Annotated in this window: 18 protein-coding genes; 5 read left to right on the top strand and 13 right to left on the bottom strand. The window is 65.8% G+C overall.

The window, feature by feature from the left end; translation table 11 throughout:
- The first annotated feature begins 309 nt into the window (after positions 1-309).
- A complete protein-coding gene (locus tag ASC94_RS19275) occupies positions 310-717 on the top strand; it encodes a DciA family protein (RefSeq protein WP_229417339.1) in 408 nt (135 codons plus the stop codon).
- A gap of 48 nt (positions 718-765) precedes the next feature.
- On the opposite strand, the gene lpxC is transcribed toward ASC94_RS19275, so the two are convergent.
- Positions 766-1,704: a UDP-3-O-acyl-N-acetylglucosamine deacetylase gene (lpxC, locus tag ASC94_RS19270; RefSeq protein WP_056398882.1), complete on the bottom strand. Its 939-nt coding sequence runs from the start codon at positions 1,702-1,704 to the stop codon at positions 766-768.
- Positions 1,705-1,722: 18 nt separating this feature from the next.
- On the bottom strand, positions 1,723-2,565 hold the full coding sequence (locus ASC94_RS19265; RefSeq protein ID WP_056398875.1) for a DMT family transporter: 843 nt from the start codon (positions 2,563-2,565) through the stop codon (positions 1,723-1,725).
- Positions 2,566-2,803: 238 nt separating this feature from the next.
- Between ASC94_RS19265 and ASC94_RS19260 the strand changes: the two genes are divergently transcribed.
- Entirely contained in the window at positions 2,804-3,259 is a 456-nt protein-coding gene (locus ASC94_RS19260; RefSeq protein WP_056398870.1) for a DUF2628 domain-containing protein, read from the top strand.
- Between the two features lie 25 nt (positions 3,260-3,284).
- Here the strand turns inward: ASC94_RS19260 and ASC94_RS19255 are convergent, their stop codons facing one another.
- The gene (locus ASC94_RS19255; RefSeq protein WP_056398866.1) at positions 3,285-4,214 is read right to left on the bottom strand and encodes an AraC family transcriptional regulator; all 930 of its coding nucleotides are present in this window, start codon (positions 4,212-4,214) and stop codon (positions 3,285-3,287) included.
- A gap of 132 nt (positions 4,215-4,346) precedes the next feature.
- Between ASC94_RS19255 and ASC94_RS19250 the strand changes: the two genes are divergently transcribed.
- The 3 genes from ASC94_RS19250 to ASC94_RS19240 all read left to right on the top strand — a co-directional run bounded on the left by ASC94_RS19250 (position 4,347) and on the right by ASC94_RS19240 (position 6,031).
- Positions 4,347-4,883, top strand: coding sequence for a carboxymuconolactone decarboxylase family protein (locus ASC94_RS19250; protein WP_056398861.1), 537 nt, complete (start codon positions 4,347-4,349; stop codon positions 4,881-4,883).
- A gap of 146 nt (positions 4,884-5,029) precedes the next feature.
- Positions 5,030-5,464, top strand: a complete 435-nt coding sequence (locus tag ASC94_RS19245) for a DUF2628 domain-containing protein (protein WP_082616670.1) — start codon at positions 5,030-5,032, stop codon at positions 5,462-5,464.
- Positions 5,465-5,527: 63 nt separating this feature from the next.
- Positions 5,528-6,031 carry an SET domain-containing protein gene (locus ASC94_RS19240; protein WP_056399685.1) on the top strand — a complete coding sequence of 168 codons (504 nt, stop codon included), beginning with the start codon at positions 5,528-5,530 and terminating at the stop codon, positions 6,029-6,031.
- Between the two features lie 51 nt (positions 6,032-6,082).
- Here the strand turns inward: ASC94_RS19240 and ASC94_RS19235 are convergent, their stop codons facing one another.
- The 10 genes from ASC94_RS19235 to mraY all read right to left on the bottom strand — a co-directional run bounded on the left by ASC94_RS19235 (position 6,083) and on the right by mraY (position 17,448).
- A complete protein-coding gene (locus tag ASC94_RS19235) occupies positions 6,083-6,586 on the bottom strand; it encodes a peroxiredoxin (protein ID WP_056398838.1) in 504 nt (167 codons plus the stop codon).
- Between the two features lie 107 nt (positions 6,587-6,693).
- A complete protein-coding gene (gene ftsZ / locus ASC94_RS19230) occupies positions 6,694-7,914 on the bottom strand; it encodes a cell division protein FtsZ (RefSeq protein WP_056398835.1) in 1,221 nt (406 codons plus the stop codon).
- 124 nt (positions 7,915-8,038) lie between these two features.
- The gene (gene ftsA, locus ASC94_RS19225; protein WP_056398831.1) at positions 8,039-9,271 is read right to left on the bottom strand and encodes a cell division protein FtsA; all 1,233 of its coding nucleotides are present in this window, start codon (positions 9,269-9,271) and stop codon (positions 8,039-8,041) included.
- Between the two features lie 14 nt (positions 9,272-9,285).
- Positions 9,286-10,053, bottom strand: coding sequence for a cell division protein FtsQ/DivIB (locus ASC94_RS19220; protein ID WP_056398828.1), 768 nt, complete (start codon positions 10,051-10,053; stop codon positions 9,286-9,288).
- Between the two features lie 5 nt (positions 10,054-10,058).
- The gene (locus ASC94_RS19215; protein ID WP_056398825.1) at positions 10,059-11,030 is read right to left on the bottom strand and encodes a D-alanine--D-alanine ligase; all 972 of its coding nucleotides are present in this window, start codon (positions 11,028-11,030) and stop codon (positions 10,059-10,061) included.
- Positions 11,031-11,034: 4 nt separating this feature from the next.
- Positions 11,035-12,435 carry a UDP-N-acetylmuramate--L-alanine ligase gene (gene murC / locus ASC94_RS19210; RefSeq protein ID WP_056398822.1) on the bottom strand — a complete coding sequence of 467 codons (1,401 nt, stop codon included), beginning with the start codon at positions 12,433-12,435 and terminating at the stop codon, positions 11,035-11,037.
- Complete coding sequence (gene murG / locus ASC94_RS19205) at positions 12,432-13,511, bottom strand: undecaprenyldiphospho-muramoylpentapeptide beta-N-acetylglucosaminyltransferase (protein ID WP_082616669.1); 1,080 nt, start codon at positions 13,509-13,511, stop codon at positions 12,432-12,434. The genes murC and murG overlap by 4 nt, the downstream gene beginning before the upstream one ends.
- Entirely contained in the window at positions 13,508-14,731 is a 1,224-nt protein-coding gene (gene ftsW / locus ASC94_RS19200; protein WP_056398817.1) for a putative lipid II flippase FtsW, read from the bottom strand. The genes murG and ftsW overlap by 4 nt, the downstream gene beginning before the upstream one ends.
- A 3-nt stretch (positions 14,732-14,734) precedes the next feature.
- Complete coding sequence (gene murD / locus ASC94_RS19195; RefSeq protein WP_056398814.1) at positions 14,735-16,279, bottom strand: UDP-N-acetylmuramoyl-L-alanine--D-glutamate ligase; 1,545 nt, start codon at positions 16,277-16,279, stop codon at positions 14,735-14,737.
- A complete protein-coding gene (gene mraY / locus ASC94_RS19190; protein ID WP_056398811.1) occupies positions 16,279-17,448 on the bottom strand; it encodes a phospho-N-acetylmuramoyl-pentapeptide-transferase in 1,170 nt (389 codons plus the stop codon). Before mraY ends, murD begins: the two co-directional genes overlap by 1 nt.

Here is a 17,448-nt window from a genome sequence, read left to right as displayed (position 1 = left end):
CTTGCCGGGGGCAAAAGACCGATGATTTTATCATGCCGTCCGGCCAAGGTTGGGTTATTGCCCTGTATAACAATAGCCACAATTGTAACTAATCCGGATTTTTCCGCCACTTTCGTCCCATTCCTACAAGCGAACTGAGCCGCATTTGCCACCCAATCGGGGTCAGACCCCGAAGTCGGCAAAATGCGGCTCAGTTCGCTTGGGCGGGCAGGCGGGCTGTGGTATGTTTCGGCCATGCGCTTTTTCAATTCCCTCAATCAAGGCCGGACACCCAAGGTCGCCACGGACTTTCTTAAAAGAAACGACAAGATGGCTGCCCTGCTGCCGGCAGTCGAGCGCATGGCCGCGCTGCAGAAGGATTGCGCCGCCACCCTGCCCAGCATGTTCAGCCTGTGCGAGATCCTTGCGTTCGAGGAGGGCAACCTGCTCTTGTCCACGCCCAGTTCGGCCGTGGCGGCCAAGCTCAAACAGCAGTTGCCGAAACTGCAGGACGCACTGCTCAAGCGCGGCTGGCATGTCACCAACATCAAGCTGCGGGTGCAGATGATGAAGGCGGCCGAGATCAAGGAGCAGATGCGGGCGCTGACCCTGCCGCCCACGGCCGTCACCGCTTTCGAGGAATTGAGCAAGTCGCTGGAACAGAGCAAGCAGAACGACAGCCTGATCCAGGCGCTGCAGCTACTGGTGCAGCGCCGCCGCGACCGGCCCGATTACTGATCACGATCGCTGATCGCTGATCACTGATCACTGATCACGGATTATTGATTATTGGCTCAGGTCCCACTCGTGCGTCATCTGGCGCACGTAGGATTCCGGCGCCGCCTCCAGCGTGTCGTAGGTCACGATTTCATACGCTTCCGGGTCCGCCAGCAGCGCGCGCAGCAGCTGGTTGTTCAGCGCGTGGCCGGACTTGTGCGCCTCGTAGCTGGCCACCAGCGGGTGGCCGACCAGGAACAGGTCGCCGATCGCGTCCAGGATCTTGTGGCGCACGAACTCGTCGTCATAGCGCAGCCCGTCCGCGTTGAGGATGCGGTACTCGTCCATCACGATGGCGTTCTCCAGCGAGCCGCCGCGCGCCAGGCCTATGCCGCGCAGCATTTCCACGTCCTGCATGAAGCCGAAGGTGCGCGCGCGGGCGATTGCCTGCACATAAGTGACGTCGCCGAAGTCGACCGTGGCGCGCTGCGCCGTGCCGTCCACGGCGGGGTGGTTGAACTCGATGAAGAAATCCAGCTTGAAGCCGTCGTGCGGCACCAGGCGCGCCCACTTCTCGTTGCCGGGCTTGCCCTCCCGCACTTCCACGGGTTTCAGCACGCGGATGAATTTCTTGGCCGCGTCCTGCTCCTGCACGCCGGCCTGCTGCAACAGGTAGACGAAGGACGAGGCCGAGCCGTCCATGATGGGGATTTCTTCGGCGCTCACGTCCACGTACAGGTTGTCGATGCCCAGGCCGGCGCAGGCCGACATCAGGTGCTCGACAGTGGAGATGCGGATGTCGCCCTTGCTCAGCACGGTAGCCATGCGGGTGTCGGTCACGGCCATGGCGCTGGCCGGAAATTCCACCGGCGGCTCCTGGTCCACGCGGCGGAACACGACGCCCACGCCCGGCGCGGCGGGACGCAGGGTGAGCACCACCTTGGTGCCCGAGTGCAGGCCGACGCCGGTGGTGCAGACTTTTTCTTTGATGGTGCGTTGTTTTAACATCGGCAAATTATAGCGGAGTTAGGGGTGCTCGGCTTCGGCGTGCACTGCCTCGCGCCGCACCAGGTAGACGCCGCTGCCGATGATGATGGCCGCCCCCAGCAGGGTGTAGGCGTCCGGCAGCGTGTCCCACAGCAGCCAGTCGATCGCCACGCCCCAGGCCAGCGCCGAATATTCAAACGGCGCCACGATGGACGCCTTGCCGGTGCTGAAGGCAATGGTGATGGCCAGCTGGCCGAAGAAGCCGCTCAGCGCCAGCCCGCCGATGACCAGCCAGTCTTCGGGCCGGATCGCCACCCAGCCCTGCCACGCCATGGCCACCGAGCCGGTGCTCATCATCACCAGCAGCCAGAACATGATGTGCTCGCTGGCGTCGGTGCGGCTCAGGATGCGGCTGGCGATGGCGGACACCGCATAGCAGGCGGCCGAGCCCAGCACGGCCAGGCCCGCCAGCGAAATAAAGTTGCTGCCGTCCGGGCGCAGCACCACCAGCACGCCGGCCAGGCCCACCACGATGGCCACCCACTGCATGGCGTCCACTTTTTCCTTCAGGATGAACACCGACAGCGCCGTGATCAGCGCGGGAGCGATGAAGAAAATGGAATAGGTGTCGGCCAGCGGCAGGCTGCGCAGCGCGTAGGCGAACATGGTGAGCATGCCGATACCCAGCACGCCGCGCAGCAGCTGCAAGGGCCAGCGCACTTTGTGCAGGCCGCCGAACTTGCCGCGGTAGGCAATGTAGGCGCACAGCAGCGGCAGCGAGGACAGCGAGCGCAGCGCAGTCACCTGCACGGCGGGATAGTGGGCGGACAGCAGTTTCATGGCCGTGTCCATCAGCGCGAACATGGCGACAGCGATCAGCATGGCGTAGATGCTGCGCAGGTTTTCGGCTTGCGGTGTCAGAGGAGCTCCTTGCGCGCGGCGGGCGGCGTGTGTGAGGGAGCGAACCATTATAGCAACTGTTGCGTTTACGCACAGGCGGGCCGGCGCACGGACTTTATTCCGCGCCGCGCGCCCCGCTGTGACAAAGCGAGTGTTTTTGCGGCGGTGCGGGACGGTATCATGGCAAGCATCCCTCTACCCAAGTTTCGCAAGGAAACCCATGCCGTTCTGCCAGCACTGCGGATCCCAGGCTTCGTCCACCGCCCACTTCTGCTTCAATTGCGGCGCCGACGTCGCGGCCACGGCGATCGCGCTGCCGGGTTTGTCGCCGGGCTGGAAGTCCATTTTCGCCGCGCTGCACAAAGGCGGCGGCGTGGAGCTGCCGCAGTCGATCGAACTGAGCCTGGCCGAGCGCGCCATGGTGCTGTTCAATCCTTGGGCTTTCCTGTTCGGGCCGTTCTACTACCTGGCCAAGGGCATGGGCCGCAAGGCGCTGGCGCTGTGCCTGCTGGCGGCCGTGCTGGTGGGCGCCGCGCGGCTGGTGGCAGGCGCGCTGGGCTTGCAAAGCGTGATGGCGTCGGCGCTGGTCTGCTTCATTCCCTCCGCCCTGTTCGCCACCCGCGCCAATATCGACTACTTCAAGAAGATGGTGCTGGACGACGAGGGCTGGCTGTAGCCTGCGCACCTTGCCGTGCGTCGGTTCAGGCAGCGCTGCGGCGGTAGGCGCCGGGGCCGACGCCGTAGCTGCGCTTGAACACGCGGTTGAACGCGGCCTCGGACTGATAGCCCACCTGTTCCGCGATCTGCCCCACCGGCAGGCGGCCCTGCGCCAGCAAGCCCGCTGCCCTTGCCATCCGCGTTTGCGTGAGCACGGCGGCCGGCGTGCCGCCCGCCGCCTTCTGGAACACCCGCGCGAACGTGGCGCGCGACATGTGGCACCGGCCTGCCAGCTGTTCCAGGGTCCAGGGCTTGTCAGGCTCGGCCAGCATGGCGAGCAGCGCCGGCTGCAGGCGCGGCTCGGCCAGCAGGGCGAACAGGCCCGGCATGGCGGCCGCCTGCTCCAGCCAGGCCCGCATCAGCAGCGCGAACAGGGCCGAGGCCAGCTGCGACACCACGGCGCCTGCGCCCGGCCTTACCGTTTCCGTCTCGGCGCGCAGCATGGCAATCAGCGCGTGCAGTCCGGCAAAATCGGCGCGCCCTGCCGTGCGGACATGGATCAGGTCCGGCAGCGCCGCCAGCAAGGCGTGCTGCGCACCGGCCTGCCCGGCCGCGCCGAACTCCAGCCTGCCGCACAGGATGTCGGTGACGGCGCCCGTGCCGCCGTTCTCGAACACGCGCACCACGCCGCCGGCATCGGCTGCGCGCTGCACCGGCGCCAGCGGCTGCGGCGCGCCCGTGTGCAGGCGGTGCGCTGCGCCGTGCGGGAACAGCACGATGTCGCCCGCCTGCACAGCGATGCGCTGCCGCCCGTCCATGTCCAGCCACCCGCCGCCGCTGACGATCAGGTGATACGGCGCCACGCCGGGCGCCTCCGCCGGATGGTCCAGCATCCACGGCGCGCCGAAATGGCAGCGGATGTCCAGCGCGGTGTGTACCGGGTGCAGCGACAACAAACGGCTCAAGGCATCCATGACCTTCCTCAGATGAGACGGTTGAGCAAATTTTAGCGCATTTCAGGCATTAAAAGATTCATCCCAGCGGCTTAAACTTCTTTCCATGCCGACACACAAACCAGTCGGTCCCCAACTGAAAAGGAAACCATCATGAGCCGCCTGCACACCATCGCCATCCCTGAAGCCACCGGCCACGCCGCCCAGCTGTTCACCGCCATCAAAGGCGCCATCGGCATGGTGCCGAACGCCTATGTGGCAGTGGGCAGCAACAGCCCGGTAGCACTGGAAGCCGCCCTCAACCTGGACGGCGCGCTGAAAAAATCCAGCCTGAGCGCCAGGGAAATCGAGGTCATCAAGTTGGCCATCAGCGAAGACGCGGGCTGTGACTACTGCCTGGCCGCGCACACGCTGATGGGGTCGAAAGCCGGCTTGAGCCGTCCAGCCATCCTGGCCGTGCGCAAAGGCGAGCCCTCCGGCGACGAACGCACCGACGCCCTGGCCAGCTTCGCCCACGCCCTGGCCACCAGCAGCGGTACCGTACCGGCCGAGGTGGTGGCGGCAGTGAAAGCGGCAGGCTACAGCGACGCGCAAATCGTCGACACCCTGCTCGCGATTTCCAGCATCACGTTCACCAACCTGGTGAACCGCGTCAACGACACGGCGCTGGACTTCCCGGCCGCCGACTGAACGCGGCGCAGCCGGCCCACCGGCCGGCTGTACGCCAGGGATACAATAATTTCCACTCAGATACAGATTTGTGACAATGCACGTACATTCGCGCGGTGACGGAGTCGTAGAATTCGACTCCATCCACCATCCGCGAAAAAGACCACATGGACCAGCCTTCCCCGTACGCCCCGCCGGCCGCATCATTGTCCGAAACCACCAGCAAAGACAACGCCGCCTACCTGTCGTTGTCGCCCGGCTGGAAACACAAATTCGCACTGCTGGAAAAAGCGGGCGGCGTGAAGCTGCCCAGGTTCAAGGAGCTGGCTTTCGGCGAGCGCTTTCGGGTCAGCTTCAATATCTGGGCCTTCCTGTTCAGCACGATCTACTACCTGGTCAAGGGCATGTGGCGCAAAGCCATCAGCTACACCCTGCTGACCATGGTGGCCAGCACCCTCATCGGCCTGGTGCTGGTGGCGCTCGGCATGCCCGAGCAATCGGTCGACCGCGCGCTGTGGATCGTCGGCGCCGCCTGGTTCGCCACGCGCGCCAATATCGACTACTACAAGAAGGTAATGCTGTCCGAGAACGGCTGGTTCTGACGGCGGCATGACACGCTTGCGGCGGGTATGGCACGCGCGCCGCAAGCACGGTATATTACCGCCATGCTGACCTCCACCGACACCCCGCTCTTCATCGTCAAAGAATCGCCCATCCACGGCCGCGGCGTGTTCGCGCGCGTGGATATCCCGCCCGGCACGCGCATCATCGAGTACACCGGCGAGCGCATCACCAGCGACGAGTCGGCGCGCCGCGCGGAAGCGGGCGGCGGCCCCATCAACCACACCTTCTTCTTCAGCCTGGAAGACGGCAATCTGATCGACGGCGGCAGCGGCGGCAACGAGGCGCGCTTCATCAACCACGCCTGCGAACCGAACTGCGAAGCCTACGAGGAAGACGGCCGGGTGTTCATCTACTCGCTGCACCACATCGAAGCCGGCGATGAGCTCAACTACAACTACGCCCTGATCTACGAGGCGCGCCACACGCCCGCCGTCAAGCGCGCCTTCGCCTGCTACTGCGGCGCCCCGTCCTGCAGCGGCGTCATGCTGGCCCCCAAGCGCCGCAGCCGCAAGCCGGTAAAAAGCGCCGCGCAAAAAGCCGCGTAAACAAAAAACGGCGCCTCGGCGCCGTCTTGCTGTGCTGCGGAGGGGCTGTGATTACAGCTGGCCCAGCAGGGTTTCCGCGTTCGAGACTTCGAACTTGCCGCCCTGTTCCACGTTGAGCTGCTTGACCACGCCGTCTTCCACCAGCATGGAGTAGCGCTGCGAGCGGGTGCCCATGCCGAACTTGCTGAAGTCGGCGTCCAGGCCCAGTGCCTTGGAGTAGGCGGCGTTGCCGTCAGCCATCATGCGCACGGTGCCGGTGGCTTTCTGGTCGCGGCCCCAGGCGCCCATGACGAAGGCGTCGTTCACGCTGATGCACCAGATCTCGTCCACGCCCTTGGCCTTCAGGTCGGCGGCGTGCTTGACGTAGCCCGGCACGTGCTGCGCCGAGCAGGTAGGGGTGTAGGCGCCTGGCAGGCCGAAGATCGCGATCTTCTTGCCCTTGACCAGGTCTTCGACTTTGAACGTGTTCGGGCCCAGCGAGCAGCCTTCGGTTTCGGTTTCGATGAATTCGGACAGGGTGCCTTCCGGCAGTTTGTCGCCAATCTTGATGGTCATGTCTTGACTCCTTTTGTATGGTTGTAAAAAAGCCGCGCAGGGCGCGGCATGCCTCTGGCACGAACTAGCAGTATGCCAGAGGTTACGGGGAAGCGTCGGAAGCGGACTTAGTCGGCTTGCTTGCGCAGGAAGGCCGGGATGTCGTAGGTCTCCATGCCCGACTTCTGCAGCGCGTTGACCTGCTCGGAAGCCGATTCGCGGCGCCACACGGCCGGTGCTTTCATGCCGTCGAACGCTTGCGCGCCGCCGCCCGAAATGCCGCCGCCCGCGCCGCCCATCGTCACCGACGAGGTCACGGCGCCGCCGCCCAGCGCTGCCTGCGGGGCGTTGTGGGTGCCGGTGCGCAGCATTGGCTGCTGTACCAGCTGCACATGCTTCTTGCCCTTGCCCAGGCCGGTGGCCACCACGGTCACGCGGATCGCGTCGCCCATCTCGTCGTCGTAGGCGATGCCCTGCGCGATCGACGCGTCCGGCGCGGCGAAGGCGCGCACGGCAGCCATGACTTCCTTGATCTCTTTACCTTTCAGGCCGCGCGACGCGGTCACGTTCACCAGCACGCCGCGCGCGCCGGACAGGTCCACGCCGTCCAGCAGCGGCGAGGCCACGGCCTGCTCGGCGGCGATGCGTGCGCGGTCCACGCCGGACGCGGTGGCGGTGCCCATCATGGCCTTGCCCTGCTCGCCCATGATGGTTTTCACGTCGTTGAAGTCGACGTTGATGTGGCCCGGCACGTTGATGATCTCGGCAATGCCGGCCACCGCGTTGTTGAGCACATCGTCGGCGTGCTGCAGCCACTCGATCAGCGATTCGTCTTCGTAGATCTCTTCCAGCTTCTCGTTCAGGATCACGATCAGCGAGTCGACGTTCTGGCTCAGCTGCTCCAGGCCTTCGTCGGCGATGTCCATGCACTTCTGGCCTTCGTGCGAGAACGGTTTCGACACCACCGCCACGGTCAGCGCGCCCATGGCTTTCGCCACTTCTGCGACGATCGGCGCGGCGCCGGTGCCGGTGCCGCCGCCCATGCCTGCGGCGATGAACACCATGTGCGCGCCGCGCAGCGCGTCTTCAATGCGCGCGCGCGATTCTTCGGCCAGCTTGCGGCCCACTTCCGGCTTCATGCCCGCGCCCAGGCCGGTCTCGCCGATCTGGATGATGTTGCTCGCCTTCGAGGCCGACAGCGCCTGCGCGTCGGTATTGGCGGCGATGAACTCCACGCCGCTCATACCCTTGTTGATCATGTGCTGAACTGCATTGCCACCTGCTCCGCCGACGCCGACGACCTTGATGACGGTGCCCAAAGCTGCGTTATCGACCATATCAAACTCCATGATGTGCTCCTATCAGAATGCCGTTTTCAATCGCCAGTCCTCATATCGTTAGGAGAGCTGGGGATTGAAAACTGCGGTTTCAATTAAAAATATTTATCCGAACTTCACGCCGCAAACCACTACTTCAGAAATTACCGAGGAACCATTCCTTCATGCGCTGCCACACTGCCTTCACCGACCCATCCTGGCGCGTAACGATATGGCCGCGCAGGTACTGCTTTTTCGCTTCCAACAACAGGCCCAGCACGGTGGCGTAGCGCGGGGAGCGCACCACGTCCGCCAGCTGGCCGCGATAGTCCGGCGTGCCCATGCGCGCCGGCTTGAGGAATATGTCTTCCGCCATTTCCACCATGCCCGGCATGATGGAGGTGCCGCCGGTGAGCACGATGCCCGAAGACAGCACGCCTTCGTAGCCCGATTCGCGCACCACCTGGTGCACCATGGCGAACAGCTCTTCGACGCGCGGCTCGATCACCGCCGCCAGCGCCTGGCGCGACAGGTTGCGCGGGCCGCGGTCGCCCAGGCCAGGCACTTCCAGGTGCTCGCCGGGATCGGCCAGCACCTGCTTGGCCACGCCGTAGCGGATCTTGATCTCTTCCGCTTCCGAGGTCGGGGTGCGCAGCGCCATGGCGATGTCGTTGGTGATCTGGTCGCCGGCGATCGGAATCACCGCGGTGTGGCGGATGGCGCCGTCCGAGAACACGGCCACGTCGGTGGTGCCGCCGCCAATGTCGATCAGCACCACGCCCAGTTCCTTCTCGTCCGGCGTGAGCACCGCGTCGGCCGAGGCCATCGGCTGCAGGATCAGGTCCGACACTTCCAGGCCGCAGCGGCGCACGCACTTGACGATGTTCTGCACCGCGCTCACCGCGCCGGTGACGATGTGCACCTTCACTTCCAGGCGGATGCCGCTCATGCCGATCGGCTCGCGCACGTCTTCCTGGCTGTCGACGATGAATTCCTGCGGCACCGTATGCAGCAGCTGCTGGTCGGTCGGGATGTTAACCGCCTTGGCCGTTTCGATGACGCGCGCCACGTCGGTGGCCGTCACTTCCTTGTCCTTGATGGCCACCATGCCGCTCGAATTGAAGGAGCGGATATGGCTGCCGGCGATGCCCGCGTACACATTGCGGATCTTGCAGTCGGCCATCAGCTCGGCTTCTTCCAGCGCGCGCTGGATGGACTCGACGGTCGCTTCGATGTTGACCACCACGCCCTTCTTCAAGCCCTTCGATTCGTGCTGGCCCAGCCCGATCACTTCGTGGCGTCCATCGCCCATCACCTCGGCCACCACGGCCACCACTTTCGAGGTGCCGATGTCGAGGCCGACGATCAGGTTTTTCGCGTCTTTTGTCATCTGTTTTGCCTGCTTTACTTGGTTTTCTTAACTTCGGGCGGAATCTTCAAACCCGTTGCGCTCAGCGCCAATCCGTTCTGGTACCGCATGTCTATCGTTTCAATGTTCTGCACCCGGCTCGCCAGCTGCGGCCAGATGCCCACCAGCCGGTCCACCCGCTCCTTCAGCATGGAGCGCGACTGCTCGCGCCCCAGCTCCACGCTCATGCCGTTGTTCAGCTTCACCTTCCAGGCGTATCGGCCCGACAGGTCCAGCGCCTGCGGCTCCAGCTGCGCCGGCGCGAACCACGCCTTCAGTTCGCCGAAGCGCGACAGCACTTCCTTCTCGCTGCCCTCCGGTCCGGAGAAGGCAGGCAGCTCGTGGTCCTCTTCCGCCTCGGCCAGGTTGGCGGTAAACACGTCGCCCTTGGTCGACAGCAGGCGGCCATCCTCGCCCCAGGTGCCCAGCGCCTCGTGCTCTTCCAGCGCCACCACCAGCTGGTCCGGCCATTCGCGGCGCACTGTGGCGCGCCGCACCCAGGGCACGGATTCGAATGCCTGCCGCACCGAGTCCAGGTTGCTGGTGAAGAAATTGCCCCGGATGCGGCCGGCGGTGCCGGCCTGCAGCGTCAGGTGGTTCACATGGCGCAGTTCGGCGCGGTCCATCGTTTCAACGCGGATGGTGCGCAGGTTGAACATCGGCCGCTGCGATACCCACCACACCACGGAAGCCGCGCAAGCCAGCACCACCGCGGCAAAAATGCCGCTGGCGGTTGCGTTCAAGGCTTTCGCGTCTTGCCACATGCTGCTTATCCCTTCATCTTCAGTCGTGCGCTGCGCAGGATCTCCACGCACAACTGTTCATAGCTGATGCCTTCCGCACGCGCCGCCATCGGCACCAGCGAGTGGCTGGTCATGCCGGGCGAGGTGTTCACCTCCAGCAGGAAGGGCTTGTTGTCGGCCACGCGCAGCAGCACGTCGACCCGGCCCCATCCCTCGCAGCCCAGCGAACGGTAAGCCTGCACGGCGATGCGCTGCATTTCCGCCGCCAGGGCCGGGTCCAGCGCCGCCGGGCAGAAATACTGCGTGTCGTCGGTGAAGTATTTGTTCTGGTAGTCGTAATTGCCCTGCGGCGCCACGATCTCGACGACGGGCAGCGCGCGCGCGCTGGCGCCGGTGCCCAGCACGGCCACCGTGAATTCGCGGCCGGTGACGAATTCCTCGGCCAGCACCGAGTCGTCCAGCGCGGCGGCGATGTCGTAGGCGGCCTGGAAGGCGCCGGCCTGCTCCACCTTGGTGATGCCGATGGTCGAGCCTTCATGCGGCGGCTTGACGATCAGCGGCAGGCCGAGGTCGGCCGCCACCTGGCCCAGGTCGGAGTGCGCATTGAGCACGGCGTACTTCGGGGTCGGCAGGTTTTCTGCCAGCCACAGGATCTTGGTGGTGATCTTGTCCATGCCCACCGAGCTGGCCAGCACGCCGCTGCCGGTGTAAGGAATGCCCAGCAGTTCCAGCGCGCCCTGCAGGCTGCCGTCTTCGCCGAAGCGGCCGTGCAGCGCGATGAACACGCGGTCGAACTGTTCAGCGGCCAGCTCGGCCAGCGAGCGCTGGCCGGGGTCGAAGGCGTGGGCATCGATGCCCTGGCTTTGCAGCGCCGCCAGCACGCCGCTGCCGGACATGATGGACACGTCGCGTTCGGCCGAGCGGCCGCCGAACAGCACGCCCACTTTGCCGAAGGCTTGCGCTTCTTGCGCGGAGAGGAATTGTGTCGTCGCGTTCACTTCTTCAGGCCTTAGCGTAAGTAGTCAGTTTTGCAGGGACGCCGCTGATCGAGCCTGCGCCCATGGTGAGCACGACGTCGCCGTCGCGCACCACGTTCATGATGGTTTCCGGCATGTCGGCGATGTTCTCGACGAACACCGGCTCGACCTTGCCGCGCGCACGGATCGCGTGCGCCAGGGAGCGGCCGTCGGCCGCCACAATCGCTTGCTCGCCGGCCGCGTACACGTCGGCCAGCACCAGCACGTCCACGGAGCTGAGCACGCGCGCGAAGTCCTCGAAAAGGTCGCGCGTGCGGCTGTAGCGGTGCGGCTGGAAGGCCAGCACCAGGCGCCGGCCCGGATAGGCTGCGCGCGCGGCGGCCACGGTCACTTCCGTTTCCACAGGGTGGTGTCCGAAGTCGTCCACCAGGGCGAAGCTGCCCTTGGCGGTGTCGCCGCCGACGGCAACGTCGCCGTAGCGGGTAAAGCGGCGGCCCACGCCTGCAAAACCGGCCAGGCCGGCCTGGGTGTCGCTGTCCTTGATGCCGATTTCGCGCGCGATGGCGACCGCCGAGCAGGCGTTCAGCACATTGTGCATGCCGGGCTGGTTCAGCACCACGTCCAGGTCCGGATAGCCTTCCTGCAGCACGGTGAAGTGCATCTGCACGCCGACCGCGCGCGCGTTCACGGCGCGCACTTCGGCCTCCTCGCGGAAGCCGTAGGTGGTGATCGGCTTGGTCACGTGCGGGATGATGCTGCGTACGTGCTCGTCGTCGATGCACAGCATGGCGCGGCCGTAGAACGGCAGGCGGTGCGTGAAGTGGACGAAGGCCTGTTTCAGCTTTTCGAAGTCGTGCTCATACGTTTCCATATGGTCGGCGTCGATATTGGTAATCACTTCAATCATCGGCGTCAGGTTCAGGAAGGAAGCGTCCGATTCATCGGCCTCCGCCACCAGGTAGTCGCCGCTGCCCAGCTTCGCGTTCGCGCCGGCTGCGGTCAGGCGGCCGCCGATCACGAAGGTCGGGTCCAGGCCGCCCTGCGCCAGCACCGAGGCCACCAGGCTGGTGGTGGTGGTCTTGCCGTGCGTGCCGGCGATGGCGATGCCGCGCTTCAGGCGCATCAGCTCGCCGAGCATCACCGCGCGCGGCACGATGGGGATCTTGCGCGCGCGCGCCGCCACCACTTCCGGATTGTCGGCCTTGACGGCGGTGGAGGTGACCACCGCGTCGGCGTCGCCGATGTGGGTTTCGGCGTGCCCCTGGTGCACCGTGGCGCCCATGTCGACCAGGCGCTGGGTGACGGCGTTGGCGCCCAGGTCGGAGCCGCTGACCTTATAGCCCAGCGTGAGCAGCACTTCGGCGATGCCGCTCATGCCGCTGCCGCCGATGCCGACGAAGTGTATGTTCTTGACTTTATGCTTCATGATTTGTGTTCCACAATCTGTTCCAGTACTTGTGCGATCGCCTCGTTGGCGTCGCGTTTGCCCGCCTTGCGGGCTGCCGCGGCCATGGTCAGGCAGGCGCCGCGCGTGAGCGTCTCCAGCAGGGTTGCCACGCTGCGCGGATTCATTTCCGTCTGCGGCATGTGGATGGCAGCGTTCTGCTTCGCCATCCACTGCGCGTTGTCGCGCTGGTGGCTGGTGGTCGAGGCCACCAGCGGCACCAGCACGCTGGCCACGCCCGCCGCCGTCAGTTCGGATACGGTGATGGCGCCGGCGCGGCAGACCACCACGTCGGCCTCGGCGTAGGCGCGCGCCATGTCGTCGATGAAGTCCACCACCGTGGCCTGCACGCCCGCCTCGGCGTAGGCCGTGCGCAGCGCGTCGATGTTCTTCTTGCCCGACTGGTGCGTCACCACCGGGCGCTGGGCATCCGGGATCAGCGCCAGCGCGGCGGGCAGGTTGTCGTTGAGCGCCTTGGCGCCCAGGCTGCCGCCCACCACCAGCACGCGCAGCGCGCCGCCGCGGCCTTCGAAGCGCGCCTCGGGCGCGGCCATGTCCAGGATTTCCTTGCGCACCGGGTTGCCGGTGACCACAGCCTTGCCGGCCGCCGCGCCGAAATCGGCCGGGAAGCCGAAGCACACGCGCTCGGCGAACGGCGCCAGCGTTTTGTTCGACAGCAGCAGCGCCGCGTCGGCGTTCACCAGCACGGAAGGCACGCCGCGCAGGCGCGCCATCAGGCCGCCCGGCACCGTGACGTAGCCGCCCATGCCCAGCACCGCGTCCGGCTTGCGCTGGCCGAGGAAGCGGAAGCAGTCAGCGAAGGCGCCCAGCATCTTGATGGCGCCGCCCACGCTGTGCCGGATGCCCTTGCCGCGCATGCCGGAGAAGTGGATCGCGTCCATGGCGATGCCGTGCTGCGGCACCAGCTCCTGCTCCATGCCGTGGCTGGTGCCCAGCCAGCTCACTTCCCAGCCGCGCGCGCGCATGGTCTGCGCGATCGCCAGGCCCGGGAAAATGTGGCCGCCAGTGCCGGCCGCCATGATCATCAGTCGTTTCATATTCTGCCGCCGCGCATCAGGACCCGGTTCTCGTAGTCGATCCGGAGCAGGATCGCGAGTCCGACGCAGTTAATCATGATGCCGGTGCCGCCGTAGCTCATCAGCGGCAGGGTCAGGCCCTTGGTCGGCAGCAGGCCAAGGTTCACGCCCATGTTGATGAAGGTCTGTACGCCGATCCAGATGCCGATGCCCTTGGCCGTCAGCCCGGCAAAGGTCTGGTCGATGGCGATGGCCTGGCGGCCGATGTCGAAGGCGCGCTTGACCAGCCAGTAGAACATGGCGACCACGCACAGCACGCCGGCCAGGCCCAGCTCCTCGCCGATCACCGCCAGCAGGAAGTCGGTATGCGCTTCCGGCAGGTAGTGCAGCTTTTCCAGGCTGCCGCCCAGGCCCACGCCAAAAAACTCGCCGCGCCCGAAAGCGATCAGCGAGTGCGTCAGCTGGTAAGCCTTGTTCAGGGCGTTGTCCTCTTCCCATGGATTGAGGTAGGCGAAGAAGCGGTCCCGCCTGAACTTGGACAAGGCGATGATGGACACGAAAATCGTCACCAGCATGGCGCCGATGCCGCCGAACCAGATCGCGTTGATCCCGCCCAGGAACAGGATGCCCATGGCGATGCAGACGATCACGCCGAACGCACCCAGGTCGGGCTCCAGCAGCAGCAGCAGGCCGACGAAGCTCACCGCCAGCGCCATCGGCATGAAGCCCTTGGTCAGCTTGTGCATGTATTCCTGCTTGCGCACGGTGTAATCGGCCGCGTACAGCACGATCACCACCTTCATCAGCTCGGACGGCTGGAAGTTGAACACCTTGAGCGAGATCCAGCGCTTGCCGCCGTTCACGGTCACGCCCAGGCCGGGCAGGAACACGGCCATCAGCAGCACCAGCGTGCCGATGAACAGGTAGGGCGCGCTGCGCTGCCAGACGGCGACCGGGATGCGGAAGGTCATCAGGCCCACCATCACCGAGATGCCGATGAACATGGCCTGGCGCACCAGGAAGTAGTTGTTCTTGTAGGCGGCGTACTTGGGCGAATCGGGCAGCGCAATGGACGCCGAATACACCATCACCATCCCCAGCAGCATGAGGATCAGCACCACCCACACCAGCAGCTGGTCGTACTCCATCATCTTCGACGGGCGCGCGCGGCTGTCGATCGCCGTCGAGCCCGAGGAGGACGACAGGCGCGACGCGAAACGGAATGGCAGCTGGAAGGCCATGGATCAGAGCTCCTGCCCGGCGTCGAGCGCGATCTCGCGCACGCTGTCGATGAACACCTGCGCGCGGTGCGCGTAGTTCTTGAACATGTCCAGGCTGGCGCAGGCGGGCGACAGCAGCACGGCGTCGCCCGGCTTGGCCAGCTTGGCGGCCAGGCGCACGGCGGACGGCAGGTCGCTGCCGCAGTCGGCCAGGTCCACGCCCGCCTCAGCCACGCCGCCCTGCTCCAGCGCGGCTCGCAGCGCCGGCGCGTCGCGGCCGATCAGCATTACCGCGCGCACATAGCGCGACACCGGTTCGGCCAGCGGATCGAATTCCTGGCCCTTGCCGTCGCCGCCGGCGATCAGCAGCAAGCGCTGGCCGGCGCCGGTGAAGCTCTTGCCCAGGCCATTGAGCGCGGCCACGGTGGCGCCCACGTTGGTGCCCTTGCTGTCGTCGTAGTATTCAACCTCGTTGATGGACGCCACCAGCTCCACGCGGTGCGGCTCGCCCCGGTATTCGCGCAGGCCGTGCAGCAGCGGCGCGAACGGCAGGCCGATGGCGCGGCACAGGGCCAGCGCGGCCAGCGCGTTGGAGGCATTGTGCAGGCCGCGGATCTGCAGCGCATCCGACGGCATCAGGTTCTTGACGGTGGTCGGCACAGGCTCGGGCGCGGGGCCGTTCTTCTTGCGCTTCCTGGGCGGCTCGGCATCCTCGTCCGGCACCGAGGTCGCCAGCCAGTAGATGCCGCGCTCGTTGTGCAGGCCGAAGCTGCCCGCTTCCTGCGGCTCGCCGGTGCCGAAGCTCACGTTCTCGCCGACCGGGTTCGCCATGCGCATCACGGTGGCGTCGTCGCGGTTGAGCACGCGCACCGTGCCGGCGCCGAAGATGCGCGCCTTGTCGGCGGCGTAGGCGTCCATCGAGCCGTGCCAGTCCAGGTGATCCTGGGTGATATTCAATACGGTGGCGGCATCGGCCTGCAGGCTGAAGGTGGTGTGCAGCTGGAAGCTGGACAGTTCCAGCACCCAGATTTGAGGCAACTGCGGCGCCAGCGCGTCGGCGTCAAGCACGTCGCGCAGCACGTCCAGCGCGGCCGGGCTGATATTGCCCGCCACGCGCACGCTGAAGCCGGCGCGCTGGCACAGCTGGCCGGTCAGGCTGGTGACGGTGGTCTTGCCGTTGGTGCCGGTGATGGCGATGACTTTCGGCGCGTAGCCGCGTTCTTCTTTCAGCGAAGCCAGCGCCTGCGCGAACAGTTCGATTTCGCCCCACACGGGAATGCTCACGGCGGCCGCCGCGCGCATCAGGTCCGCCACGTCGCCCTTGGGCGCCAGGCCGGGGCTGATGGCGACGAAGTCGGTGTCGTACAGCAGCGCGATGTCGAGCGGGCCGCCGATGAATCCGGCGTCCGGCGCGGCGGCCTTCAGCGCGGCCAGACGGTCCGCCACGGCGCTTTCATCGCGCGTGTCGGCCACGCGCACGCGCGCGCCGCCGCGGGCCAGCCACAACGCCATCGCCAGGCCGGATTCGCCCAGCCCGAGTACCAGTGCCCGTTTGCCTTCGTAGTTCATCAGCGCAGCTTCAAGGTGGAGAGGCCAACCAATACCAGCATCATCGTCACGATCCAGAAACGGACGACGACCTGGGTCTCTTTCCAGCCCTTTTGTTCAAAGTGGTGGTGCAAGGGCGCCATCAGGAACACGCGGCGGCCGGTGCCGTAGCGCTTCTTGGTGTACTTGAACCAGCCCACCTGGATGATGACGGACACGGTTTCTGCCACGAAGATGCCGCCCATGATGAACAGCACGATTTCCTGGCGCACGATGACGGCGATGGTGCCGAGCGCGCCGCCCAGCGCCAGCGCGCCGACGTCGCCCATGAACACTTGCGCGGGGTGGGTGTTATACCAGAGGAAGGCCAGGCCGGCCCCCGCCATGGCACCGCAGAAGATGATCAGCTCACCTGCGCCCGGGATGTAGGGGATGAACAGGTATTTCGAGTACACGGTGCTGCCGGTCAGGTAGGCGAACAGGCCGAGCGCCGAGCCCACCATCACGGTCGGCATGATGGCCAGGCCATCGAGGCCGTCAGTGAAGTTCACGGCGTTGCTGGTGCCGACGATGACGCAATAGGTCAGCGCGATGAAGCCCCACACGCCCAGCGGATAGCTGATGGTTTTAAAGAACGGCACGATCAAGTCGGCCTTGGGCGGCAGGTCCATCGAGAAGCCCGACTGCACCCAGGCGAAGAACAGCTCGAACACCTTGGCCGGCGTGGGCGCGGACACCGAGAACGCCAGGTACAGCGCTGCGCCTATGCCCACCAGCGACTGCCAGAAGTATTTTTCAGCCGAGCGCATGCCTTCCGGGTCCTGGCGCACCACCTTGCGGTAGTCGTCCACCCAGCCCACGGCGCCGAAGCCCAGCGTGACAACCATGACGGGCCAGATCAGGCGGTTGGACCAGTCGCACCACAGCAGCGTGGACACCCCCACGGCGATCAGCAGCAGCACGCCGCCCATGGTGGGGGTGCCGTGCTTTTTCAGGTGGGTTTGCGGACCGTCGGTGCGCACGGCCTGGCCGTACTTCATGGCGGTCAGCTTGCGGATGACGGACGGGCCGGCCCACAGGCCGATCACCAGCGCCGTGATGGTGGCGAACACCGCGCGCGCGGTAATGAAGTTGAATACGCGCAGGGGACCGAAGTCGTCCTGGTACATCTGTGCGAGCCAGAGCAGCAT

The sequence above is a fragment of the Massilia sp. Root418 genome (assembly GCF_001425265.1).
GTDB lineage: Bacteria > Pseudomonadota > Gammaproteobacteria > Burkholderiales > Burkholderiaceae_D > Rugamonas.
The sequence above is the reverse complement of the archived record's forward strand: the minus strand, read 5'-3'. Positions and strand labels throughout refer to the sequence as shown.

What these genes read in the sequence shown, in the direction of transcription:
- murG (WP_082616669.1), bottom strand. Translation starts at nt 13,511, where the DNA reads ATGAAACGACTGATGATCATGGCGGCCGGCACTGGCGGCCACATTTTC.
- murC (WP_056398822.1), bottom strand. Translation starts at nt 12,435, where the DNA reads ATGAAGCATAAAGTCAAGAACATACACTTCGTCGGCATCGGCGGCAGC.
- ASC94_RS19220 (WP_056398828.1), bottom strand. Translation starts at nt 10,053, where the DNA reads ATGTGGCAAGACGCGAAAGCCTTGAACGCAACCGCCAGCGGCATTTTT.
- ASC94_RS19260 (WP_056398870.1), top strand. Translation starts at nt 2,804, where the DNA reads ATGCCGTTCTGCCAGCACTGCGGATCCCAGGCTTCGTCCACCGCCCAC.
- ftsZ (WP_056398835.1), bottom strand. Translation starts at nt 7,914, where the DNA reads ATGGAGTTTGATATGGTCGATAACGCAGCTTTGGGCACCGTCATCAAG.
- murD (WP_056398814.1), bottom strand. Translation starts at nt 16,279, where the DNA reads ATGAACTACGAAGGCAAACGGGCACTGGTACTCGGGCTGGGCGAATCC.
- ASC94_RS19255 (WP_056398866.1), bottom strand. Translation starts at nt 4,214, where the DNA reads ATGGATGCCTTGAGCCGTTTGTTGTCGCTGCACCCGGTACACACCGCG.
- ftsW (WP_056398817.1), bottom strand. Translation starts at nt 14,731, where the DNA reads ATGGCCTTCCAGCTGCCATTCCGTTTCGCGTCGCGCCTGTCGTCCTCC.
- ASC94_RS19245 (WP_082616670.1), top strand. Translation starts at nt 5,030, where the DNA reads ATGGACCAGCCTTCCCCGTACGCCCCGCCGGCCGCATCATTGTCCGAA.
- lpxC (WP_056398882.1), bottom strand. Translation starts at nt 1,704, where the DNA reads ATGTTAAAACAACGCACCATCAAAGAAAAAGTCTGCACCACCGGCGTC.
- ftsA (WP_056398831.1), bottom strand. Translation starts at nt 9,271, where the DNA reads ATGACAAAAGACGCGAAAAACCTGATCGTCGGCCTCGACATCGGCACC.
- mraY (WP_056398811.1), bottom strand. Translation starts at nt 17,448, where the DNA reads ATGCTGCTCTGGCTCGCACAGATGTACCAGGACGACTTCGGTCCCCTG.
- ASC94_RS19235 (WP_056398838.1), bottom strand. Translation starts at nt 6,586, where the DNA reads ATGACCATCAAGATTGGCGACAAACTGCCGGAAGGCACCCTGTCCGAA.
- ASC94_RS19275 (WP_229417339.1), top strand. Translation starts at nt 310, where the DNA reads ATGGCTGCCCTGCTGCCGGCAGTCGAGCGCATGGCCGCGCTGCAGAAG.
- ASC94_RS19240 (WP_056399685.1), top strand. Translation starts at nt 5,528, where the DNA reads ATGCTGACCTCCACCGACACCCCGCTCTTCATCGTCAAAGAATCGCCC.
- ASC94_RS19250 (WP_056398861.1), top strand. Translation starts at nt 4,347, where the DNA reads ATGAGCCGCCTGCACACCATCGCCATCCCTGAAGCCACCGGCCACGCC.
- ASC94_RS19265 (WP_056398875.1), bottom strand. Translation starts at nt 2,565, where the DNA reads ATGCTGATCGCTGTCGCCATGTTCGCGCTGATGGACACGGCCATGAAA.